General features: G+C 73.4%; 22 protein-coding genes. 13 read left to right on the top strand and 9 right to left on the bottom strand.

Going from position 1 to position 19,449, the window contains the following annotated elements:
• The first annotated feature begins 137 nt into the window (after window positions 1-137).
• Window positions 138-1,634 (top strand): CYTH and CHAD domain-containing protein, encoded by a 1,497-nt coding sequence (locus BM339_RS38150; protein ID WP_075024136.1) that lies wholly within the window; start codon window positions 138-140, stop codon window positions 1,632-1,634.
• Here the strand turns inward: BM339_RS38150 and BM339_RS38145 are convergent.
• Both BM339_RS38145 and BM339_RS38140 read right to left on the bottom strand, forming a co-directional pair.
• Window positions 1,600-2,514 carry an NUDIX hydrolase gene (locus tag BM339_RS38145; protein ID WP_021595496.1) on the bottom strand — a complete coding sequence of 305 codons (915 nt, stop codon included), beginning with the start codon at window positions 2,512-2,514 and terminating at the stop codon, window positions 1,600-1,602. The genes BM339_RS38150 and BM339_RS38145 overlap by 35 nt on opposite strands.
• Window positions 2,507-4,594: an RNA degradosome polyphosphate kinase gene (locus BM339_RS38140; RefSeq protein WP_075024048.1), complete on the bottom strand. Its 2,088-nt coding sequence runs from the start codon at window positions 4,592-4,594 to the stop codon at window positions 2,507-2,509. The genes BM339_RS38145 and BM339_RS38140 overlap by 8 nt, the downstream gene beginning before the upstream one ends.
• Window positions 4,595-4,791: 197 nt before the next feature.
• On the opposite strand from BM339_RS38140, the gene BM339_RS38135 reads away from it, so the two are divergent.
• Together BM339_RS38135 and BM339_RS38130 are read left to right on the top strand one after the other, a co-directional pair.
• On the top strand, window positions 4,792-6,276 hold the full coding sequence (locus BM339_RS38135) for a pentapeptide repeat-containing protein (protein WP_143118763.1): 1,485 nt from the start codon (window positions 4,792-4,794) through the stop codon (window positions 6,274-6,276).
• 110 nt (window positions 6,277-6,386) lie between these two features.
• Window positions 6,387-6,692 (top strand): hypothetical protein, encoded by a 306-nt coding sequence (locus BM339_RS38130; protein ID WP_075024047.1) that lies wholly within the window; start codon window positions 6,387-6,389, stop codon window positions 6,690-6,692.
• 71 nt (window positions 6,693-6,763) lie between these two features.
• Here the strand turns inward: BM339_RS38130 and BM339_RS50345 are convergent, their stop codons facing one another.
• Complete coding sequence (locus BM339_RS50345; protein ID WP_075024046.1) at window positions 6,764-7,960, bottom strand: CU044_5270 family protein; 1,197 nt, start codon at window positions 7,958-7,960, stop codon at window positions 6,764-6,766.
• Window positions 7,957-8,520 carry an RNA polymerase sigma factor gene (locus BM339_RS38120; protein WP_024934215.1) on the bottom strand — a complete coding sequence of 188 codons (564 nt, stop codon included), beginning with the start codon at window positions 8,518-8,520 and terminating at the stop codon, window positions 7,957-7,959. Before BM339_RS38120 ends, BM339_RS50345 begins: the two co-directional genes overlap by 4 nt.
• A gap of 178 nt (window positions 8,521-8,698) precedes the next feature.
• Here BM339_RS38120 and BM339_RS38115 point away from each other — a divergent pair, with 178 nt between their 5' ends.
• From BM339_RS38115 to BM339_RS38090, 6 genes are all read left to right on the top strand, one after another.
• Window positions 8,699-9,901, top strand: coding sequence for a PP2C family protein-serine/threonine phosphatase (locus BM339_RS38115; protein WP_075024045.1), 1,203 nt, complete (start codon window positions 8,699-8,701; stop codon window positions 9,899-9,901).
• Window positions 9,898-11,586, top strand: coding sequence for a sensor histidine kinase (locus BM339_RS38110; protein ID WP_083598395.1), 1,689 nt, complete (start codon window positions 9,898-9,900; stop codon window positions 11,584-11,586). Before BM339_RS38115 ends, BM339_RS38110 begins: the two co-directional genes overlap by 4 nt.
• On the top strand, window positions 11,579-12,016 hold the full coding sequence (locus BM339_RS38105) for a response regulator (RefSeq protein WP_021598321.1): 438 nt from the start codon (window positions 11,579-11,581) through the stop codon (window positions 12,014-12,016). The genes BM339_RS38110 and BM339_RS38105 overlap by 8 nt, the downstream gene beginning before the upstream one ends.
• Before the next feature lie 82 nt (window positions 12,017-12,098).
• Window positions 12,099-12,572 (top strand): MarR family winged helix-turn-helix transcriptional regulator, encoded by a 474-nt coding sequence (locus BM339_RS38100; protein WP_021598322.1) that lies wholly within the window; start codon window positions 12,099-12,101, stop codon window positions 12,570-12,572.
• Between the two features lie 153 nt (window positions 12,573-12,725).
• Complete coding sequence (locus tag BM339_RS38095; protein ID WP_033330147.1) at window positions 12,726-13,541, top strand: L,D-transpeptidase; 816 nt, start codon at window positions 12,726-12,728, stop codon at window positions 13,539-13,541.
• Between the two features lie 45 nt (window positions 13,542-13,586).
• Entirely contained in the window at window positions 13,587-14,243 is a 657-nt protein-coding gene (locus tag BM339_RS38090) for a choice-of-anchor P family protein (protein WP_075024044.1), read from the top strand.
• Between the two features lie 57 nt (window positions 14,244-14,300).
• Here the strand turns inward: BM339_RS38090 and BM339_RS38085 are convergent, their stop codons facing one another.
• Window positions 14,301-14,714: an ATP-binding protein gene (locus BM339_RS38085; RefSeq protein ID WP_021598325.1), complete on the bottom strand. Its 414-nt coding sequence runs from the start codon at window positions 14,712-14,714 to the stop codon at window positions 14,301-14,303.
• Between the two features lie 113 nt (window positions 14,715-14,827).
• Window positions 14,828-15,205, bottom strand: a complete 378-nt coding sequence (locus tag BM339_RS38080) for a hypothetical protein (protein WP_021598326.1) — start codon at window positions 15,203-15,205, stop codon at window positions 14,828-14,830.
• A 104-nt stretch (window positions 15,206-15,309) separates the two neighbouring features.
• On the opposite strand from BM339_RS38080, the gene sepF reads away from it, so the two are divergent.
• Entirely contained in the window at window positions 15,310-15,516 is a 207-nt protein-coding gene (gene sepF / locus BM339_RS38075) for a cell division protein SepF (RefSeq protein ID WP_021598327.1), read from the top strand.
• Here the strand turns inward: sepF and BM339_RS38070 are convergent, their stop codons facing one another.
• Complete coding sequence (locus BM339_RS38070; RefSeq protein WP_177287885.1) at window positions 15,517-16,188, bottom strand: polysaccharide deacetylase family protein; 672 nt, start codon at window positions 16,186-16,188, stop codon at window positions 15,517-15,519.
• 126 nt (window positions 16,189-16,314) lie between these two features.
• Here BM339_RS38070 and BM339_RS51970 point away from each other — a divergent pair, with 126 nt between their 5' ends.
• The 3 genes from BM339_RS51970 to BM339_RS38055 are packed head-to-tail and all read left to right on the top strand — an operon-like array spanning window position 16,315 to window position 18,721.
• Window positions 16,315-16,860, top strand: coding sequence for a hypothetical protein (locus BM339_RS51970; protein WP_256255687.1), 546 nt, complete (start codon window positions 16,315-16,317; stop codon window positions 16,858-16,860).
• On the top strand, window positions 16,857-17,525 hold the full coding sequence (gene cseB / locus BM339_RS51965) for a two-component system response regulator CseB (RefSeq protein ID WP_024934213.1): 669 nt from the start codon (window positions 16,857-16,859) through the stop codon (window positions 17,523-17,525). Before BM339_RS51970 ends, cseB begins: the two co-directional genes overlap by 4 nt.
• Window positions 17,522-18,721: a sensor histidine kinase gene (locus BM339_RS38055; RefSeq protein WP_075024041.1), complete on the top strand. Its 1,200-nt coding sequence runs from the start codon at window positions 17,522-17,524 to the stop codon at window positions 18,719-18,721. Before cseB ends, BM339_RS38055 begins: the two co-directional genes overlap by 4 nt.
• Before the next feature lie 21 nt (window positions 18,722-18,742).
• Here BM339_RS38055 and BM339_RS38050 read toward each other — a convergent pair whose 3' ends face one another.
• Together BM339_RS38050 and BM339_RS38045 are read right to left on the bottom strand one after the other, a co-directional pair.
• Window positions 18,743-19,036: a DivIVA domain-containing protein gene (locus BM339_RS38050; RefSeq protein WP_075024040.1), complete on the bottom strand. Its 294-nt coding sequence runs from the start codon at window positions 19,034-19,036 to the stop codon at window positions 18,743-18,745.
• 103 nt (window positions 19,037-19,139) lie between these two features.
• A partial coding sequence (locus BM339_RS38045; protein ID WP_075024039.1) for a transposase occupies window positions 19,140-19,449 on the bottom strand: 310 nt, incomplete at its 5' end.

Genomic DNA, 19,449 nt, shown 5'->3' with positions numbered 1-19,449 from the left:
GCGTCCTCCCCCGGTCATCCGTACGCGGCGTGACGGTCAAGCGTACGGAAGGTTTCTTTTGCCGATCATCTCGGCGTGAAATGCTGGTCATCTGCGTGGTGTGCGCCGTGTCATCGATCAGCCCGGAGGAGCAGAGCGTGACCGAAAGGCATCTGGAGATCGAGCAGAAGTACGACGCCGCGGCCGCCTTCGCCCTGCCGGACCTGGACGGGCTGCCGGGCGTGGCGTCGATCGGGGAGCCCGAGGTCCACGAGCTGCACGCCACCTACTTCGACACCGCCGGCCTGCGGCTCGCCGCCGCGGGGATCGCGCTGCGCCGGCGGCGGGGCGGGCACGACGCCGGCTGGCATCTCAAGGTGCCGGCCGGGCCGGACGGCAAGGAGGAGCTGCGGGCTCCGCTCGGCCGGCCGCTGGTCGTCCCGGCGCGGCTGGCCGGGCTGGTCGCGGCGCGCACGCGCGGGGCGGAGCTGCGCCCCGTCGCGACGCTGGAGACGCGGCGGACGGTCGTCCGGCTCCTCGACGCGGACGGCGACCTGCTCGCCGAGGTCGCCGACGACCTGGTGACCGGGCGCGGCGAGCAGGACGCCGAGCCGCGGCACTGGCGGGAGATCGAGGTCGAGCTGGGGCCGCGCGGCACGCCGGAGCTGCTGAAGGCGGCCGGCAAGCGGCTGCGCAAGGCCGGGGCGAAGAAGGCCAAGTCGTCGTCCAAGCTGGGGCGGCTCCTCGGCGCCGCGATCGTGCCGTCGGAGGAGGCGGCGCAGCGGGCCGCGGCCAGGTCGCGGCTCACGGAGGCCACCTCCAACGGGAAGGCGCCGTCGATCACCACGGGCGAGGTCGTGCTGGCCTACCTCGCCGAGCAGGTCGAGGCGGTCCTCCGGTACGACCCGAAGGCGCGGCTCGGGGAGGAGGACGCGGTCCACCGGATGCGGGTGGCGGTCCGCCGGACGCGGAGCGCCCTGCGCAGCTACCGTCCCGTCCTCGACACCGAGCGGACCGTGGAACTCGGCCCCGAGCTGCGGTGGCTGGCGCAGGTCCTCGGCGAGGTGCGCGACCTGGAGGTGCTGCGCATGCGGTTCCGGGACGCACCGGCCTTCCTGCTGGACGATCTGCGGCGGCAGGAGGGCGCCGCGTACCGGCGGATGAACGCGGCCCTGAAGGACCAGCGGTACTTCACCCTCCTCGACGAGCTCGACCGGCTCGTCGCCGACCCGCCGTTCGCGATGGGGGCCGAGCGGAAGGCCCGCAAGGAGCTTCCCGGGCTCGTCACCCGCGCGTGGGACCGGATGGCCAAGGAGTACGGGTCGATCAGGACGGCCCGCGACCCCGACTACGCGCGCCACGAGACCCGCAAGGCCGCCAAGCGCGCCCGGTACGCCGCCGAGCTGGCGGTCCCGGTGCTGGGGGTGGCGGCCAAGCGGGTCGTGAAGGACGCCAGGCGCATCCAGGAGGTCCTCGGCGACTACCAGGACGGCGTGATCGCCATGGAGCACCTGGAGAACGCCGCCGGGCGCGCGAGGACGACCGGGGAGGCGTTCACGCTCGGCGCCCTCTACGGCAAGGAGAAGTGCGAGGCCGAGGCCGCCCGGGACCGGCTCGCGACTACGTGGTCCCAGACGCTGGGGCCCTCGTTCTAGAGCCGTCCGTTCTGGGGCCGTGCCGCTCCAGGGCGGCCATCGAGCCGCCCGCCAGGTGTGCGGTCCAGAACTCGCCCTTCCGCAGCTCCGGGTCCTCCGGCACGTCCTCGCCCAGCTTCGCGCACAGCCCGCCGATGAGCTCGGAGACGACCTCGCCGTGCGTGCAGACGACGGTCGGTTCCCCGGCCAGGGCGAGCAGCCGCTCCACGGCCTGTTCCGGGTTCGTGTCGCCGACCGTGAACGCCGGCTCCGTCACGATGGACGTGCGGGCCAGGCGCGCGTAGGGCAGCACGGTCTCCAGGCAGCGCGCCGTGGTCGAGCTGACCACCCGCATGGGCCCGTAGGAGTGCAGCAGGGCGGCGAGGGCGGCCGCCTCCGCGCGGCCCGCCTCGTCCAGCGGGCGCAGCTCGTCGGCGTCCCGCCACGCGTGCTTCTCCCCCGCGCTCGCGTGCCGCAGGATCACGAGCGGCGACGTGCGGGCGGGGCCGCTCAGGAAGCCGCGCAGCAGGTCGGCGTCGTGCCGGTAGCTGAGCCTGGCCTCCGCCTCGTCCGCGGGCAGCCAGACCACGTCGTCGACCTCGTCGTTGGGGATGAACGCGCTCTCGGCCGCCGGGCGGGCGGCCCAGTAATCGACCTCCTTCACGCGGTCCCCGACGGGATAGGTGATGGTCGGCAGCCGCCGCCCGAGGCGCGGGACGATGCCCGTCTCCTCCTCGGTCTCGCGGACGGCGGCCCGCAGGAGGTGCTCGCCGCGGTCGGCCTTGCCCTTCGGGAACGACCAGTCGTCGTACCGGGGGCGGTGGATCAGCGCGACCTCCGGTCCGTCGCGCCACAGCAGGGCGCCCGCCGCCCGGATGACGCCGGGCCCGGGGTCAGCCATCGATCGTCCTCCAGCGGCGGGTCTTGACGAGGTGGGTCTGGATGTCGAGCAGGGTCTCGCCGGGGCGGGGCCGGTTCCGCGTCCAGGTGCCGTCGCCGGCGAGCGTCCACGCGTGGGTGCCGTCGTCGGGGGCGAGGTCGAGCAGGTCGAGCAGCCCGTCGCGCTGCGCCCGGTCGGTGACGGTGACGAGCGCCTCGACGCGGCGGTCCAGGTTGCGGTGCATCAGGTCGGCGCTGCCGATCCACACCTCGGGCTCGCCGCCGTTCTCGAACGCGAACACGCGGGAGTGCTCCAGGAACCGGCCGAGGACGCTGCGCACCCGGATCAGGTCCGACAGGCCGGGCACGCCGGGACGGAGCGCGCAGATGCCGCGGACCCAGACGTCCACCGGCACCCCGGCCCGCGACGCCCGGTACAGCGCGTCGATGACCACCTCGTCCACCAGCGAGTTGCACTTGATCCGCACTCGCGCGGGATGCCCGGACCGCCGGTTGTCGATCTCGTGCTCGATCCGTTGGACGAGCCCGGACCGCAGGTTGTTCGGCGCGACGAGCAGCCGGTGGTAGGAGCTCTGCCGCGAGTAGCCGGTGAGGTGGTTGAACAGGGCGCTGACGTCCTCGCCCACCTCGGGGTCGGCGGTGAGCAGCCCGAAGTCCTCGTACAGGCGGGCCGTCTTCGGGTGGTAGTTGCCGGTGCCGATGTGGCAGTAGCGGCGCAGCTGGCCCTCGGCGTCCTGCCGGACGATCAGCGCGAGCTTGCAGTGCGTCTTCAGCCCGACGAACCCGTAGACGACGTGGCAGCCGGCCGTCTCCAGCTTGCGCGCCCACGCGATGTTGGCGCGCTCGTCGAACCGGGCCTTCAGCTCGACGACGACCACCACCTGCTTGCCGGCCTCGGCCGCGCTCATCAGCGCGTCCACGATCGGGGAGTCGCCGCTCGTCCGGTACAGCGTCTGCTTGATCGCGAGGACGCGCGGGTCGGTCGCCGCGTCCTCGATCAGCCGCTGGACGGTCGTGGTGAACGAGTCGTACGGGTGGTGGACGAGGACGTCGCGCTCGCGGATGGCGCTGAAGATGCTCGCGTCCTCAGGAAGCGCCTCCTTGGACGGGACGAAAGGGGGGTACTTCAGCTCCGGCCGGTCGAGGTCGGCGATGGCCGCGAGCCCGCCGAGGTCGAGCGGCCCGGCGACGCGGTAGATCTGCCCCTCGTCCACCGCCAGCTCGGAGGTGAGCAGCTCCAGCACCCCCTCGGAGATCGACTCCTCGACCTCCAGGCGGACGACCGGGCCGAACCGGCGGCGCAGCAGCTCGCGCTCCAGGGCCTGCAGGAGGCCCTCGCTGATGTCGTCGTCGATCTCCAGGTCCTGGTTGCGGGTGACGCGGAACGCGTGGTGCTCGACGACCTCCATGCCGACGAACAGCTGCCCGAGGTGGGCGGCGATGACGTCCTCCAGCGGCGTGAACCGGTCCGGGGACGCCTCGATGAAGCGCGGCAGCAGCGGGGGCACCTTGACCCGGGCGAACATCGTGGCGTCCGTCTCCGGGTCGCGGACGATCACCGCGAGGTTCAGCGACAGGCCCGAGATGTAGGGGAACGGGTGCGCCGAGTCGACGACGAGCGGGGTGAGGACGGGGTAGATGCGGTCGCGGAAGAGGCGCCGCAGCCGCTCCTGCTCGGTCTCGGCCAGCTCGTCCCAGCGCAGGATGTCGATGCCCTCGTCGCCGAGCGCGGGCCGCATCTCGTGCCGGAAGCAGGACGCCTGCCGCAGCATCAGCTCGTGCGCGACCTCCCCGGTGCGCGCCAGCACCTCGCGGGGCTGCCGGCCGCTCGCGGACTGCACGGCGAGCCCGGTCGCCATCCGGCGGGCGAGGCCGGCGACGCGCACCATGAAGAACTCGTCCAGGTTGCTGGAGAAGATCGCCAGGAAGCGGACGCGTTCGAGCAGCGGGAGGTCCGGGTCCTCGGCCAGTTCCAGGACGCGCTGGTTGAATCTCAGCCAGCTCTCCTCCCGGTCGAGGAAGCGGTCATCGGGCAGCGCTTCGGACTGCTGGGGGAGGTGTTGTCCCGGATTAACGGTCATGCCGTAATTTTCCCTGATTAAGGTGAACGACTGTGAAACTCGCGGCCTTCGCCGACCTATCAGATACGTCGATCATGCCCGCGGTTCCAGCAGATCACTCCGGCTTCCCCGACCGAGCGGGACATGGCCTGCGGGTTGTAACGACCTGACTACAAAGAGGCTTCACGGCTCGGCCATGCGTGGGTAAAAGAAGAGGCGTGACCCATCACGAGCCTTCCATGCCGACGGTGTTCTGGCCGCGCTGCCGGACCGTCCACGGCTGCACCGGACGGGTGGCCGGAGAGACGGGAGGCTGCGCCGCCCACCTGCGCCCCCGCGAGTTCGAGCGGTTCGTGGGCGCGCTGCGTCCCGGCGCCGACCTCGACCTGCGCGGCGTCACCGTCACCGCCTGGCTGCTGGACGCCGTCCTGGACGCCGTCACCGGCCCGGACGGGCGCCCCCACCTCGGCCGGACGCGCTTCGACGGCGCCGTCCTGACGGCGGACGCGGGCCTGCGCGGCTGCTGCGTCGAGGGCGACAGCTCCTTCGACGGCGCGTGCTTCCTCGGCGGCGTGTCGTTCTACGACGCGCGGTTCTTCGGCAACGCCTCGTTCCGCGGCGCCCGTTTCGGACGCAACGTCTCCTTCCACGAGGCCCGCTTCCACCGGCACGCCTCGTTCGAGGAGGTCGTCTTCAGCGGCGACGCCGTGTTCGGCGAGACGCGGTGGCACGCCGACGCCGCGTTCCGGCGCGCCGTGTTCATGGGCGCGGCCAGCTTCGACCGCGCGCGGTTCGGACGGGACGCGGCGATGCAGGCGGCGTGCTTCGGCGGCCCCGTGTCCTTCAAGCGCGTCCAGGTGGCCCGGCACGCCCACTTCGAGCGGACGCGGTTCCGGCACGGCATGTGCCTCGGCCCGCTGGTGGCGGGCGGCCTGATCGGGCTGACCGACGCGGCCGTCCACGGCGCCCTGCGGGTGCACGCGGCGGCGCGGCTGGTCACGGCCCGCGGCGCGACCGTCCACGGGGACGCGGTGTTCCGGCTGCGGCACGCCGAGCTCGACCTGGAGGAGGTCGCGTTCGAGGGCCCGGCGGCCGTCCGGTCCCTGCCCCACCCGATCCAGGGGCTCACCGAGCCGCCGTGGACCGGCCCGGCCGACGTCCGGCTCGTCTCGCTGCGCCGGGCGGACACGGCGCGGCTCGTCCTCACCGGCGTCGACCTGAGCCGCTGCGGGTTCCTCGGGCTGCGGCGGCCGGACACACTGAAGATCGGCCGCGGCTGCTCGTTCGCGACCGTCCCCGGCCGGCACCTCGGCCCGTGGCGCGGCGCCGCGCGGGCCGTGCTCGCCGAAGACCTCGCCCGCGGCGCCGGCGGCACCGGCGACGTCCGGCTGCGGCCCCTCTACCTGGCGCTGGCCCGCGCCGCCGCCGACCTGGACGAGGGCCGGCTGGCCAGGGACTTCCGCTACAACGCGCACGAGGTGCGGCGGCGCGGCGAGCGCGACCCCTGGCGCCGCGCGGGCCTGCACGTCCTCTGGCTGACCTGCGGATACGGGCTGCGGGCCGGCCGCGCCGTCGCGTGGATCGTGGTCATCACGGCACTCGTCTGCTCGGGCGTGTCGCTGGTCCGCCACGACGCCCGGCCGCGGCACCCGAGCGGCCGGGCCCCCACCACCGCGTGGCGCCCGCCGGCCCACCGCACATGAGCGGCACAGGCACATGATCGGCACGGGCATGAGCGGCACGGGCAGATAACGGCGGCCTCTCGAAAGGTCGCGGGGTCGTTTTGTCAGACCCCTGGGTAATGATTTGTGTTATGAGCAGAGACACCCATCCGGGGGTGCAGTGCCCGCACTGCCAATCGCATCTCGCGCTCGTCCCCGTGTCCGGAAACTCCGCCGCCGCCGCACCCGCCCCCGTCCTGCCGATCGTGCTGAAGGAGGAATGGCAGCCGCCGCCCGTCGCCGAGGTTCTCGCCGTTTACGCCGGGCGCGCCAAGGACACCAGGACCGCGACCCGCGGCGCCGCCAAGGTCCGCGAAAGCATGAACCACGCCAGGGCCGCCGCCGCGCAGCGCAGGGCCGCGCAGAAAGCCGCCCGCCGGACCCCGAAAAGCGCCTGATCACATCTCGGCCACTAACACCGGGAGAAGGGACGGCACCGGCAGGCGGCACCGTCCCTCCGCCAAGGGCGTCAGCTCGGCCGCGAATCGGTCCAGCCGGTCGCGAGCGTGACCGTGGAATTCATCGTCCGCCCGGCGGGGACCGCCGACCCGGCCGCCGGCCTCACCATCACGTTCCGGCTGGCCAGCGCGGTACCGGACGGCACATCGATGATCAGCTCATGCCGGATGACGCCGGCCGGCGTCCTTTCGTCCAGGGCGATGGCGTCCCCCGTCCGCCCCTCCGGATCGGTGACCTTTCCGAGCGACCGCACCTCCGGCAGCCCGGCCAGCATCCGGAACCCGGCCGCCCGCACGGCGGGCTTCACCGGCATGTCCATCACCAGGCCGCGCGCCACGGTGTAGAGCCACTCGCCGGAGGCCATCGGCCGGTCCGACTCGGTGTCATGGCCCTCGTACCAGCGCAGCAGCTCCGCCTTGAGCCGCGCGGGGTCGGACGGCAGCGAGCGCAGGTCCTTCATCGTCACGTTCCGGCCCAGCCAGAACACCTTGTCGCCGTCGACCAGCGGCGAGCCGCTGAAGTGGCGCTCGCCCGGCGCGGTCGTCGCCGTGAACCCCTTGAGCCGTCCCTTGCCGCCCGGCGTGACGGGGACCTCGACCTTGAACGTGTCCGGCGACCCGGCCCTCCGCCAGGCCGCCTCGTCCGCCTTCGTCGCGGGCCTCGCGCCGAGGTCCTGCTCGGCGCCCCACGCCGTGCCGCCCGGCCTGCTCGGCGTCCAGCTCTCCGACCTGCTCCGCAGCGTGACGGCGTAGCGGTCGCCGCCCGTCCCCACCGTGTAGGTGCTGGACGAGATCGTCACCTGGTGCCAGTACGCCCGCACCCGCTCGGCCTGCCCGTCGGCCTTCCCGGCCGCCGCGAGCAGGACGGTCCGGGCGTCGAGCGCCACGGCCGCCCCGCCCCCGCTCCCCGGCCGCGGGCCGTCCCCATCGGTTCCGCCGCCCTCATTGATCATGGGCGCCGTCAGCACGGCCGCCGCGACGACCGCGCCCGCCGTGACCGCCCCGGCCAGCCCGAGGCCCCACGCCGGCCGCACCCGCCGCCGGGCCGGCGCCGGCGGCACCGCCGTGGGCGCCGCCGTGCGCGCCCCTGTGGGCGCCGCGGCCATGGCCCGCGCCAGCTCGGCGCGCCGGACGTCCTCGCCGACCGGCAGGTCCGGGTCCAGCTCGGCGGGCCGGGCCTCGCGCAGGGTCCGCAGCACGTCGTTCATGACATCTCCTCACTGATCATCCCCACCTGCGGACGCGACCCGGCCCGGCCCTCCGCCGGTTCCCGCGGGGCCGCCCCGGCCGCGCGGGCGAGCCGGCGGCGGGCGCGGTGCAGCCGCACCCGCAGCGCCGCCGGGGAGCAGCCGACGACCCGGGCGGCATCACGCGGCGCCAGGCCCTGCCAGGCGACGAGGATGAGGACCTCCCGGTCGCCCTCGGGCAGGTCCGCCATCGCGCGCAGGACGGCGAGCCGCTCCGCCACGTCCTCGGCGATGTCGCCGGACGCCCGCGGCGCCCACCGCCGCAGCTCGTGCGCGAACGCCTCGCGCCGCACCTGCGCGCGGTGCCCGTCGCGCAGCACGTTCCGCGCGACGCCGAGCAGCCACGGCAGCGCCGGGTCGGGCACGTCGGCGAGCCGCCGCCACGCCACCGCGAAGGTCTCGCTCACCACCTCGTCCGCGATCTGCCGGCCGGCGCGGGCGGTGGCGTACGCCCAGACCCGCTGGCGGCATTCCTCGTAGATCGCGGTGAAGCGCTGTTCATCGGGGACTTCGTCCGCCACCGCGTGGTCCTCCGTCCGTCCGGGTGTCGCTGTCAGGAGGTAGTGGGCCGAAACGCCGCATCGTTACGCGGCATGGGGACTTCGTGTTTTTCCGGCTACCACGTGCCTTTAACATTTGCTGGACGACAACGGACACCCCGCCCGACAGACCGGTCGTGCCGGACCGAAGGAGCACAACATGGCCGCGATGAACAGTCGCGGTGCGGAGCGGCTCCTCGGCGTGGCCGGCTCCCCGCACCTGCTCCTGGTCGAGGACGACCCCGGCGACGCCTTCCTGTTCGAGGAGCTGCTGACCGAGGCGCAGCCCGGCCTGCGGATCACCGTCGCGACCACGCTGGCCGAGGCGCTCACCGCGCTGCGCGCCGACATCCAGTGCGTCATCGTCGACCTGTCCCTCCCGGACGCGCAGGGCCTCGACGCGCTCCACCAGATGCGCAGGCACGCCCCCGCCACCGCCGTCCTCGTACTGACCGGGCTCGCCGACGCGCACGTCGGCGTGGCGGCCGTCGCCGCCGGCGCCCAGGACTACCTCGTCAAGCAGGACGTGGACGGCGCCCTGCTCACCCGCGCGATCAGCTACGCGATCGAGCGCAAGCGCGCCGACGAGACCGAGCGCCAGCTCGTCGAGGCGCGGGCGCTGAGCCAGGAGAACGCCCGGCTGGAGCGCGGCCTGCTGCCCGTCCCGATCCTGCACGACCGGACGCTCGGGCACCACACCCGGTACCGGCCGGGCCGCTACCGGGCCCTGCTCGGCGGCGACTTCCACGACACCGTGGAGACCGCGGACGGCACCGTGCACGCCGTGATCGGCGACGTGAGCGGGCACGGCGCCGACGAGGCGTCCCTCGGGGTCCGGCTCCGCATGGCGTGGCGGACGCTCGTCCTCGCCGGGCACACCGCCCCGCGGCTGCTGAGCACGCTCGACGCGGTGCTCCGGCACGAGCGGTGGAGCGACGAGATCTTCACGACCGTCTGCATGGCGACGATCGCGCCCGACCGGCGCAGCGCGCGGCTGTACCGGGCCGGGCACCCGCGCCCGCTGTTCTTCGGCCCGGACGGCGTCGATCCCGTCCCGGACGAGCCGCGCGGCCCGGCGCTCGGGCTGTTCCCCGTCGTCGACTGGCCCGCCCTCGACCTGGAGCTCGGCGACTCGTGGGGCCTGATGCTCTACACCGACGGGCTGATCGAGGGCCAGGCGGGCGCCCCCGGCGACTACCTCGACCTGGCCGGCCTGATCGAGCTGGCCCGTCCCGCGCACGCGGCCGGGCGGCGCGGCGACGTGCTCGTCGACGGGCTCATCGCCGAGGCCGAGCGCCTGAACGGCGACGTCCTGGCCGACGACCTGGCCGTACTGCTGCTGACCCGGGAGGACGACCGATGACCGAGGAGGGCTCGGACGGCGATACCGGGCGGGAACCGCGGATCACCGGGCCGGGGGTCGTGCTGCCCGAGACCGGCATCCCCGAGGGGCACGGGCTCGGCCGGGTCCGGCTCGTCCAGATCTACCGGATCGGCGCGCTCGTCCTGGGCGTGCTGCTGCTGGCCGCGGTCGTCCAGGCCGGGATCGCGCTGAACGGGAACAACCGGGCGCGGGACGTCCTCATCGACAAGGTCGACCCGGCGACGCTGGAGCAGTTCCGCCTGTCGACGGCCGTCACCAACCAGGACACGGCGATCCGCGACTACGCGCAGGACGGCGGCGCCGAGCACGTCGCGCGGTACCGGGCCGCCGTCCGCAGCGAGGCGGAGTCGGCCGCGCGGATGCGCCGGCTCCTCACCGGCGTGCCGGGCCATGAGGACGTCGACCGCCTGCTCGCCAGGGCCACCGCCGACTCGCGGGCATGGCGGGCCGAGTTCGCCGACCGGATCGCGGCCGGGCCCGGCGGGGAGAACGTGGACCCGGACGAGAGCAGGCGGGCGCGGCGGCTGCTCAACCAGGCGCGCGGCGACATGACGCCGCTGCAGGCCGCCATCGTCAGGGTGCACGAGCAGGCCGCCGAGGACCTGCGGTCCCGCGCGCGCACGGCCCAGTACTCGGCGCTCGCCGCGCTCGTCATGGTCGTCGTGGCGGCGCTGCTGCTCGCCCTGCTGTTCAGCCGGACAGTGCTGACGCCGGTGTCCGCGCTGACCGGACGCGTCCGCGCCGTGTCCCAGGGCGACTTCGGGCACCGGCTCGCCGACGTCCCCGGCCCAGCGGAGATCAACGAGCTGGCGGCGATCATCGACGCCATGCGCGCCCGGATCATCGACGAGTGGCGGGCCAGCGAGGACAAGACCCGCCGGCTGAACGAGCAGACGGCGGCGCTGAACGAGCAGACCGAGGAGCTGCGCCGCTCCAACGCCGAGCTGGAGCAGTTCGCCTACGTCGCGAGCCACGACCTCCAGGAGCCGCTGCGCAAGGTCGCGAGCTTCTGCCAGATGATCGAGCGCCGGTACGGCGACCAGCTCGACGAGCGCGGGCGGCAGTACATCGCGTTCGCCGTCGACGGCGCCAAGCGCATGCAGGCCCTGATCAACGACCTGCTGAGCTTCTCCAGGGTGGGGCGGATGTCGCGGCCGGAGGAGGCCGTCGCCCTGGACGAGGTCGCCCGGCAGGCGCTGGACAACCTGGCGACCCTCCGCGAGGAGACCGGCGCCGAGGTGGACGTCGCCGGCCTGCCCGAGGTGCCCGGCGACCGCACCCAGCTCACCCAGCTGTTCCAGAACCTCGTCGGAAACGCGATCAAGTTCCGGCGCCCGGACGCGCCGCCCCGGGTCACGATCGGCGTCCGCCGCGACGGCGACGAGTGGGTGTTCCACTGCACCGACAACGGCATCGGGATCGAGCCCCGGTACGCCGACCGCATCTTCCTGATCTTCCAGCGGCTGCACCCGCGCGACGAGTACACCGGGACGGGCATCGGCCTGGCGCTCTGCAAGAAGATCGTCGAGTACCACGGCGGCCGGATCTGGCTCGGCACCGACGGGCCGGAGGACACCCCGGGCACGACCTTCCACTGGACGCTGCCCGCGCGGCCGTCCGCCGACAACGCCGACAACGCTGACAACGGAGACACGGATGAATGAAGGCCCGCGCCCCATCGAGGTCCTGCTGGTCGAGGACGACCCGGGTGACGTCCTGCTGACGGTCGAGGCGTTCGAGCACAACAAGGTCAACAACTCCCTGCACGTCGTCAACGACGGCGAGCAGGCGATGGCGTTCCTGCGCCGGGAGGGGGAGTACGCGGACGCCCCGCGCCCGGACCTGATGCTGCTCGACCTGAACCTGCCGCGCAAGGACGGCCGCGAGGTGCTGCAGGAGGTCAAGGACGACGACGACCTGCGCCGGATCCCGGTCGTCGTCCTCACCACGTCCGAGGCGGACGAGGACATCCTGCGCAGCTACCACCTGCACGCCAACGCCTACGTCACCAAGCCCGTCGACTTCGACCAGTTCATCTCCGTCGTCCGCCGCATCGACGACTTCTTCGTCACCGTGGTCAAGCTCCCGCGCTGACGTCCGGCCTGCCCCCCGAGGCGGACGATCACCCCCTGATCCCGGTATGCCGCGGTCGTCCTCGTGTGTAACAGTGGAGGGCATGGTGGACACGTCGAGTGAGCAAGCCGAGGACTCCGCCGCCGCGCTCGACGACGCGGCCTCCACCCTGATGGACGTCTGGTCGCGCGCCCACAACGCCGCCGACGTCCCCGTCCCGTCCGCACAACTGCGCGCGCTGTTCGTGCTGGAGCGCGGCCCGGTCAACATCAGCCACCTGGCGGGCACGCTGGGCGCCCTGGTGTCGTCGGCGAGCCGCCTGTGCGACCGGCTGGAGGCCGCCGGCCTGCTGACCCGCGACCCGGGGCGCGATCGCCGCGAGGTGACGGTCCGGCTGAGCCCGGACGGGCAGGCGCTCCTCGACCGGCTCCGGCTGCGCCGCCGCGCGGACCTCGCCCGCGTGCTGGCCAAGATGCCGGCGCCCGCGCGGGCCGCGCTGCTGTGGGGGCTCACCGAATTCCACGACGCTGCCTCCAAGCGCGACGGCGAGGACGGCTCGGTCTCCATACGCGTCTGACCTGTCCCATGAATCCGCTTTTCTCGGCTTAGTCGCGACGCTCCACAAAGAGCCAATAAAATCGAGGCTTATCGACATTTACATTCGCGGGTTCCGGCGCGTTTTTCGCCATTACCGCTACGGGCGCCTTCACCACTACTAACATCGCGGCCCATGGCGACAACAATGGCCCGGCGGCATTCCGCCCGTGCCCTCACCGCGGGCGGGCTCACCGCCGTCCTGCTGCTGTCGCTCGCCGGCTGCGGCGGGGCGACCCGGCAGAACACGGCGTCCGCGGGCGGAGGACGGAGCGGGGGCCCGGGGGCGGCGGGAGCCGCCAAGGTCCCCGAGGCGACCACGTTCACCACGATCTCCGGCGCCCCCAGGGACGACGCGCCCGACGGCACCACCGACGGCCTGGTCGCGCACCCGGCCACGGCGGCGGCGGTGTTCGACCGTCCGGGCGGGCGCCGGATCGCCACCCTTCCCACCACCGAACTGGGCGGCCCTACCTGGGTGCCCGTGGTGGAGAGCTCCGGCGACTGGCGGCGGGTGCTCCTGCCGAGCCGTCCCAACCAGGCGAGCGGTTGGGTCTCCGCCGCCGGGCTGAAGACGGCGCACTCGCCCTACACCGTCCGGGTCGAGCTCGCCCAGAGGCGGCTCACGCTGCGCAGGTCCGAGCGCACGGTCGGCCGGTGGAAGGTCGCGGTCGGCGGCGCGAAGACCCCGACACCGCCGGGCCGGACGTTCCTCATGGCGAACCTCGCGCCGGCCAAGAAGACGCCGAGCCCGACCGTCCTGCCGCTCGGCACCCACTCGGCGACCCTCGACACCTTCGGCGGCGGTCCCGGCACCGTCGCGCTGCACGGCTGGCCCGACGCCTCGGTGTTCGGCAAGGCGATCACGCACGGCTGCGTCCGGGTACCCGCGGACGCGCTGAAGGCCCTGTCCCGCGTCCCGCTCGGATCACTGGTGCTCATCACGGCCTGACCGGCCGCAGGCACCCCCAGCTCTCTCAAGAATCGGAGTACGTCCATGCGTCACACCCATCTCGCCAAGCGCCTCGCCACGACCGGGCTCCTGGCCGCCGGCCTCGCCGCGCCCGCCGCGCCCGCCCTCGCCTCGGCGCCCGCCCTCGCCGCGACGCCCGGGGGCGAGGGCTCCGCGTACGGGCTGACGGTCACCGGGCCGGTGGCCGTCCCGCCGGTGCCCGCCGTCGCGTCCCGCACGGGCACGGTCAGCAAGAGCCTGCTGCGGGAGAACCGCACCGGGCTCGTGTCGGCCTCCGCGCTGGACGTGAAGGCCTCCGCCGCCCGCGCCAGCTCGACCGTCGCGCGGCTGGCCGTCCCGAAGGCCAAGCTGCTGGCCAGCGCGGTGTCCGCGAAGTGCACCGCCGGGCGCGGCTCGGCGCACCTCGCGCACGCCGTCCTCGCCGGCCGCCGGCTGGACGCCTCGCCGCCGCCGAACACCACCGTCCCCGTCGACGTGGACGGCCTCGGCCGGACGTCCCTGGTCCTCAACAAGCAGCAGCGCACGGCCGACGGCCGGCTCGCCGTCACCGCCATGGAGCTGAACCTGCCCGGCGGCAAGGGCGCCGTCCGGGTCGCGTCCGCCACCTGCGGGCGCGCGAAGGCCCCGGCCGAGGCGCCCGCCCCGACCCCGGTCGAGCACGACCTGCCCGTCACCGGCTGACCGGTGCCCGATGCGCGGCCCGGTGGGCAACAGCCCGCCGGGCCGTCTCCATGCCGGTCAGCCCGCCAGCGACTTCTCGAAATGCACGACCGAGCCCCTGCTCCGGTCCCGCGCGGCGATCCGCAGGTCCTCCGTGAACGCCCGCATCAGCCGCAGCCCCCGCCCGTGCTCGGCGAGCGGCGGCGCCTGCGCGCCCTCCCAGCCGTCGGCTCCTTCCGCCGCGTCGTCCGTGCCCCCGTCGATGACGTCCACGACGCATCGCGCCCCGTCCATCCGCGCCCGGACCTCGTACTCCATTCCGGCCGCCGCGTGCTGAATGACGTTCGCGCACGCCTCGCCCAGCGCGAGCGCGATATCGGCACGGATCTCGGATCCCACTCCGAGCCCGCGGAGGGAGGCGTCGAGCGTGTGCCGCACCAGCGGTGCACTCTCGGCGTTCCTCGGCAGGGTCATTTCGAGAACGACCTCCATGCCAATCGCCTCCGTTCCCTCGACTGGCAGATTTCCCCTTGATCCTGAAGGGAAACTCCAGCCACCGGAAAAAGAGATGACCGGAAGCGCCATTATCGGAACGCCGGGCCAGGCTACTCGTCGGCGCGGCCCGCCAGCCGCCGGGCGGCCGCCACCTGTTCCTCGTCCAGCCCCTGGTAGTCACGGTGCCGGTGCTGCTCGGCCTGATCGTCGATCCATTTACCGTGCGCCTCCCAGGCGGCCTGCTTGCTGACCCCGGTCGCCGCGCCGATCTGCGCCCACGACGCCCCGGCCCGCCGCGCGGACCGGACGGCGAGCTGCCGCCCGTACACCGCCTTCCGCGCGATCACCTCCCCGAGCGCGAGCATCTCGAGCACCTCCTCGCGCCCGAGCGGCGACTCCCCCACGGCGTCCCGCACCCACAGCTCGTCGTACCTGGCCGCCGCGCTCGTCAGCGTGATGTCCCGCTCTATCGCATCTGGAGTGACCATCCCGCGAGTCTGCGCGTCAAGCTACCCTGACGTCAAGTCTTCTTGACGAATTTCTTCTGGCGCGGGTCCCTTGACCGGGCGCGCCGAACGGGCAGACTGGTGCGGTGGTCAAGTCGCTGCGTCCCCAGAACTACAACGAGGTCCTGTACGTCGGGCACTTCTTCCGCAAGGGCGTCCCGGTGCTCATGGACCTGACGGACCTCACGGACGGCGACGCCAAACGCCTGGTCGACTTCGCCACCGGTCTCGTCTTCGGCCGCGGCGGCGCCCTGGACCGCGTCGACCGGAAACTGTTCCTCCTCCAGCCCTGATCAATCGAGATAGTCCTCCAGCAGCGCGGGCGTCAGGTTCGCCCGTTCGGTCTGGCGGACGAATTCGGCCACGTCCGCGGCGAACGTGCGCCGGAAGTGCGCGAGGACGATGTCACCGGGCTTGAGCCGGTTCCCCGCGGCGAAGGTCGTCTTGCCTCCGGCTATTTCGGCGCTCCAGTTCACGATGTGCGTGATGCCGCATTCGGCGGCGGCGTCGGCGGTGGTCTCGTCCCGGGCGCCATAAGGCGGACGCAGCAGCGTCGGACGGCGGCCGAAGTCCTTGGCGAAGTCGTCCGAGGCACCGCAGATCTCGTGGCGCTGCGCATCGCGCGACATGCCCTCCAGGTTCGGATGGGTGAGGGTGTGGTTCTCGACGACGGACCCGGTCTCGCGGGCCAACCGGGCGAAGAATCCGGGGTCGGCGCGGACGTACTGGGCGGTGAGGAAGAAGGTCGCCTTGACCTTCGCGTCGCGCAGCGCCTTGACCATTCCGGGGTCACGGGTGACGCCGTCGTCGATGGTCAGGAACGCGACCCGATCGGTCGTCCGCACCCCGTAGACGGTGTTGTCCGGAGGGGCACCGGGCGCCGATCTGACGATGGCGGTCTCAGCGCCGCAGGCCAGCGCGAAAAGGGGAAGTGACACGATCACGAGCCATTTCTTGGTCATCATGGCGGTCACGCTAGAAAGCGGAAACCTCGGGCCATTCACGCCTTTCACTCGGCTGCCCGGCGGTTTTCCGTAGGTTGTGTAACAGCGTCCGGCGCGTCCCGGCCCGGCGGATAGCATCGCCGCATCATGAGGAGAACGCTCACGGTCGTGCTCGCCGGGCTGGCCCTGACCGGATGCGGGACGCCCGGAGCCGGGCTGCGCGTCGAGGGCCGGGCCGAGGACGTGCGGGCGTCGACACCGCCGGTGGCGGACGGCAGCCCCACGGTCGACGAGGTCCGCGTGCTCCGCGACGACCCTGGCGTCGGCCACCGCATCAAGGCCGCGGTGGCCCGCCCCTGCGCGAACGGCGCGTTCCGCGGCTGGTACCCGGTGTACACGCGCTACGCCACGGTCGGCGGCGCGGGCACGGTCGTGCTGATGGACGTTGCCGGCTGCGAGGACCACACCGCCTGCGGCGGCACGCTGGGAGCGTTCGTCTACCGCCTGGACGAGGGACGCCCCGAGCGGGTCTTCGGCACCGAGGAGGCAGGCGGCCGGGTCACGGCGGACGGCACCGGCCTCCGCCTGGAACGTCCGGTGTTCAACCCCGGCGACGACGAGCCGTGCCCGAGCACGACCCGCGCGACACCGCTGCGCTGGGACGGCACCCGGTTCGCGGAGGCCGGCCGGTGAGCCACGTGCTCCTCGTCGAGGACGACGACGTGATCAGGGAGACGACCCAGCTCACCCTTGAACGCGACGGCTTCCGCGTGACCGCCTCCGCCGACGGCCGCGCGGCCCTGGACGCCTTCCACGCCGAACGTCCCGACCTGGCCCTCCTCGACGTGATGCTCCCCGGCCTCAACGGCGTGAGCCTGTGCCGCCGCATCCGCGAGGCGAGCCTCATCCCGGTGATCATGGTGTCCGCGCGGGACGACCCGGTGGACATCATCGTGGGCCTGGAGGCGGGCGCCGACGACTACGTCACCAAGCCGTTCGACGGCGCCGTCCTGACCGCCCGCATCCGCGCCCAACTCAGGCGCGCGGGACAGCCGACCCGACCGACCGGAGTCCGCCGCTTCGGCGACGTCGAGATCGACCCGGACGGCGTGCAGGTCCGCCGCGCGGGGAAGATCGTCGCGCTGACCCCCACCGAGATGAAGCTCATGCTCCGGTTCGCCGAGTCCCCCGGCACGGTCCTGACCCGGGACGTCCTGCTCGCGAACGTCTGGGAGTACGAGGCGGGCGGCGACACGCGCCTCGTCGACGTGCACGTCCAGCGCCTCCGCAACAAGATCGGCGCCGACCGCATCGAGACCGTCCGGGGGTTCGGCTACAAGCTGCGGAACACCGAATGAGCCTGCGCTGGAAGATCTCCGCGGTGATCGCCCTGGTCAGCACGGCCGCGGCGGTGGCGCTCAGCCTGACCGTGCACATCGCGTTCGCCCGCCGCCAGGCCGACGAGGCGCGCCGCCTCCAAACAGAGCGCCTCGACCTCGTCCTGCGCGAGTACGCCCGCACCGGCGCCCCGGCCTTCGGCGGCACCCTCGACGACCCCGACCTCCCCCCGGAACTCCGCAGAGCCGCCGCCCGCGGCAACCACGCCACGCTCCTGGACGGCGACACGATCTGGGCGGCGGCCCCGGCCGGCGGCAGCGTGATCTCCCTCGCGTCCACCTATGAGGGCCGCCGCGCACAACTCGCGTCCCTCGACCGGGTCCTGCTCTTCGGCTCCCTCGCCGTCGTCGCCTGCGGGACGGGCGCCGGCGTCCTGATCGGCGCGCGGCTCTCGTCCCGCCTCCGCCGCGCCGCCGCGGCGGCCCGCCAGGTGGCGGACGGCGAGCACGGCACCCGGGTCGGCGACGCCGTCGGCGACCGCGCCCGCGACGAGACCGCCGACCTCGCCCGCGCGGTGGACGCGATGGCCACCGCCCTCCAGGCCCGCCTGGACGCCGAACGCCGCGTCACCGCCGACATCGCGCACGAGCTCCGCACACCCCTGACCGGCCTCACCACCGCGGCGGAACTCCTCCCGCCGAGCCGCCCCGCCGAGCTGGTGCGGGACCGCGTCGGCGCGCTCCGCGGCCTGGTCGAGGACGTCCTGGAGGTCGCCCGCCTGGACACCGCCACCGAGCGCGCCGACCTGTCCGAGGTGCCCCTCGGCGCGTTCACGTCCCGCCGCGTCCAGGCCCTGGCCCCCGGCGCCGAGGTCGCCGTGCGCACCGACACGGTCGTCGCGACCGACCCCCTGCGCCTCGAACGCATCCTGACCAACGTCCTGGCCAACGCGACCCGCCACGGCGCCCACCCCATCCACGTAGAGGTGGACGGCCCCACGATCACGATCCGCGACCACGGCCCGGGCTTCCCCGACGACCTCCTCCAGGAGGGCCCGACCCGCTTCCGCAAGGGCTCCACCGAAACCCCAGGCGGCCACGGCCTAGGCCTGACCATCGCCAAGGGCCAGGCAGCCGTCCTAGGCGCCACCCTGACCCTCACCAACCCCCCACACGGCGGCGCCCAAGTAACCCTCCACCTCCCATACCGTCCATAGGACCGTCGCCGCACCCATTGGCTAGCGGAGCGCGTCGCGCTCGCGCCGGGCCTCGTCACGCTCGACGGTCAGCACGGCGATCTCCTCGGCGACCCGGTCGAGGAACCGGTCGACCTGCTCGATGCTGTAGCCGGTCGCCAGGCGCGTCGTCGCGAAGCCCACCCGCATGACCTGCGCGGCGGTAAGCCGGTCGACGCCGGGCACCGTCGCATGGCGAGCCTTGACCGGGTCGCTCGCCACGCCGAGCGCTTCGGCGAGCACGGAAACCGTCTCACTGAGGGCGTCCAGCTTCCTATGCAGTTCAGAGTCGGTCATGGCCCCGTCCTAGCAGTCCCTCGGCACTGGCACCGGACGTTCGGTACCGACATATGTCAGGTCGGCAAGGAAGAATCCGACCGGTCCGGAGTAAGACGTCATCTCATTTGGCGAGTCGGCGGTGACAGATGAGGGTGGCGGCGATACCGACGAAGGCCAGGAAGTGCTCGGGCTTGCGTTCGTAGCGGCGGTGCAGGCGGCGGCAGCCGCTCAGCCAGGACACCGTCCGTTCCACCACCCAGCGGTGCCGCCCCAGCCGGTCGGAGGACTCGATGCCGCGGCGCGCGATGCGCGGCGTGATGCCCCGCCTGCGTAGCCAGCGCCGCAGGTCGGCGTAGTCGTAGCCCTTGTCGCCGTGCAGCTTGGCGGGACGGCGCCGACGCGGCCCGCGCCGGGAGCGGATCGGCGCGATG

The organism is Actinomadura madurae, assembly GCF_900115095.1.
GTDB lineage: Bacteria > Actinomycetota > Actinomycetes > Streptosporangiales > Streptosporangiaceae > Spirillospora > Spirillospora madurae.
Note: the sequence above shows the minus strand (reverse complement) of the source record. Positions and strands in the feature narration are given on the sequence as shown.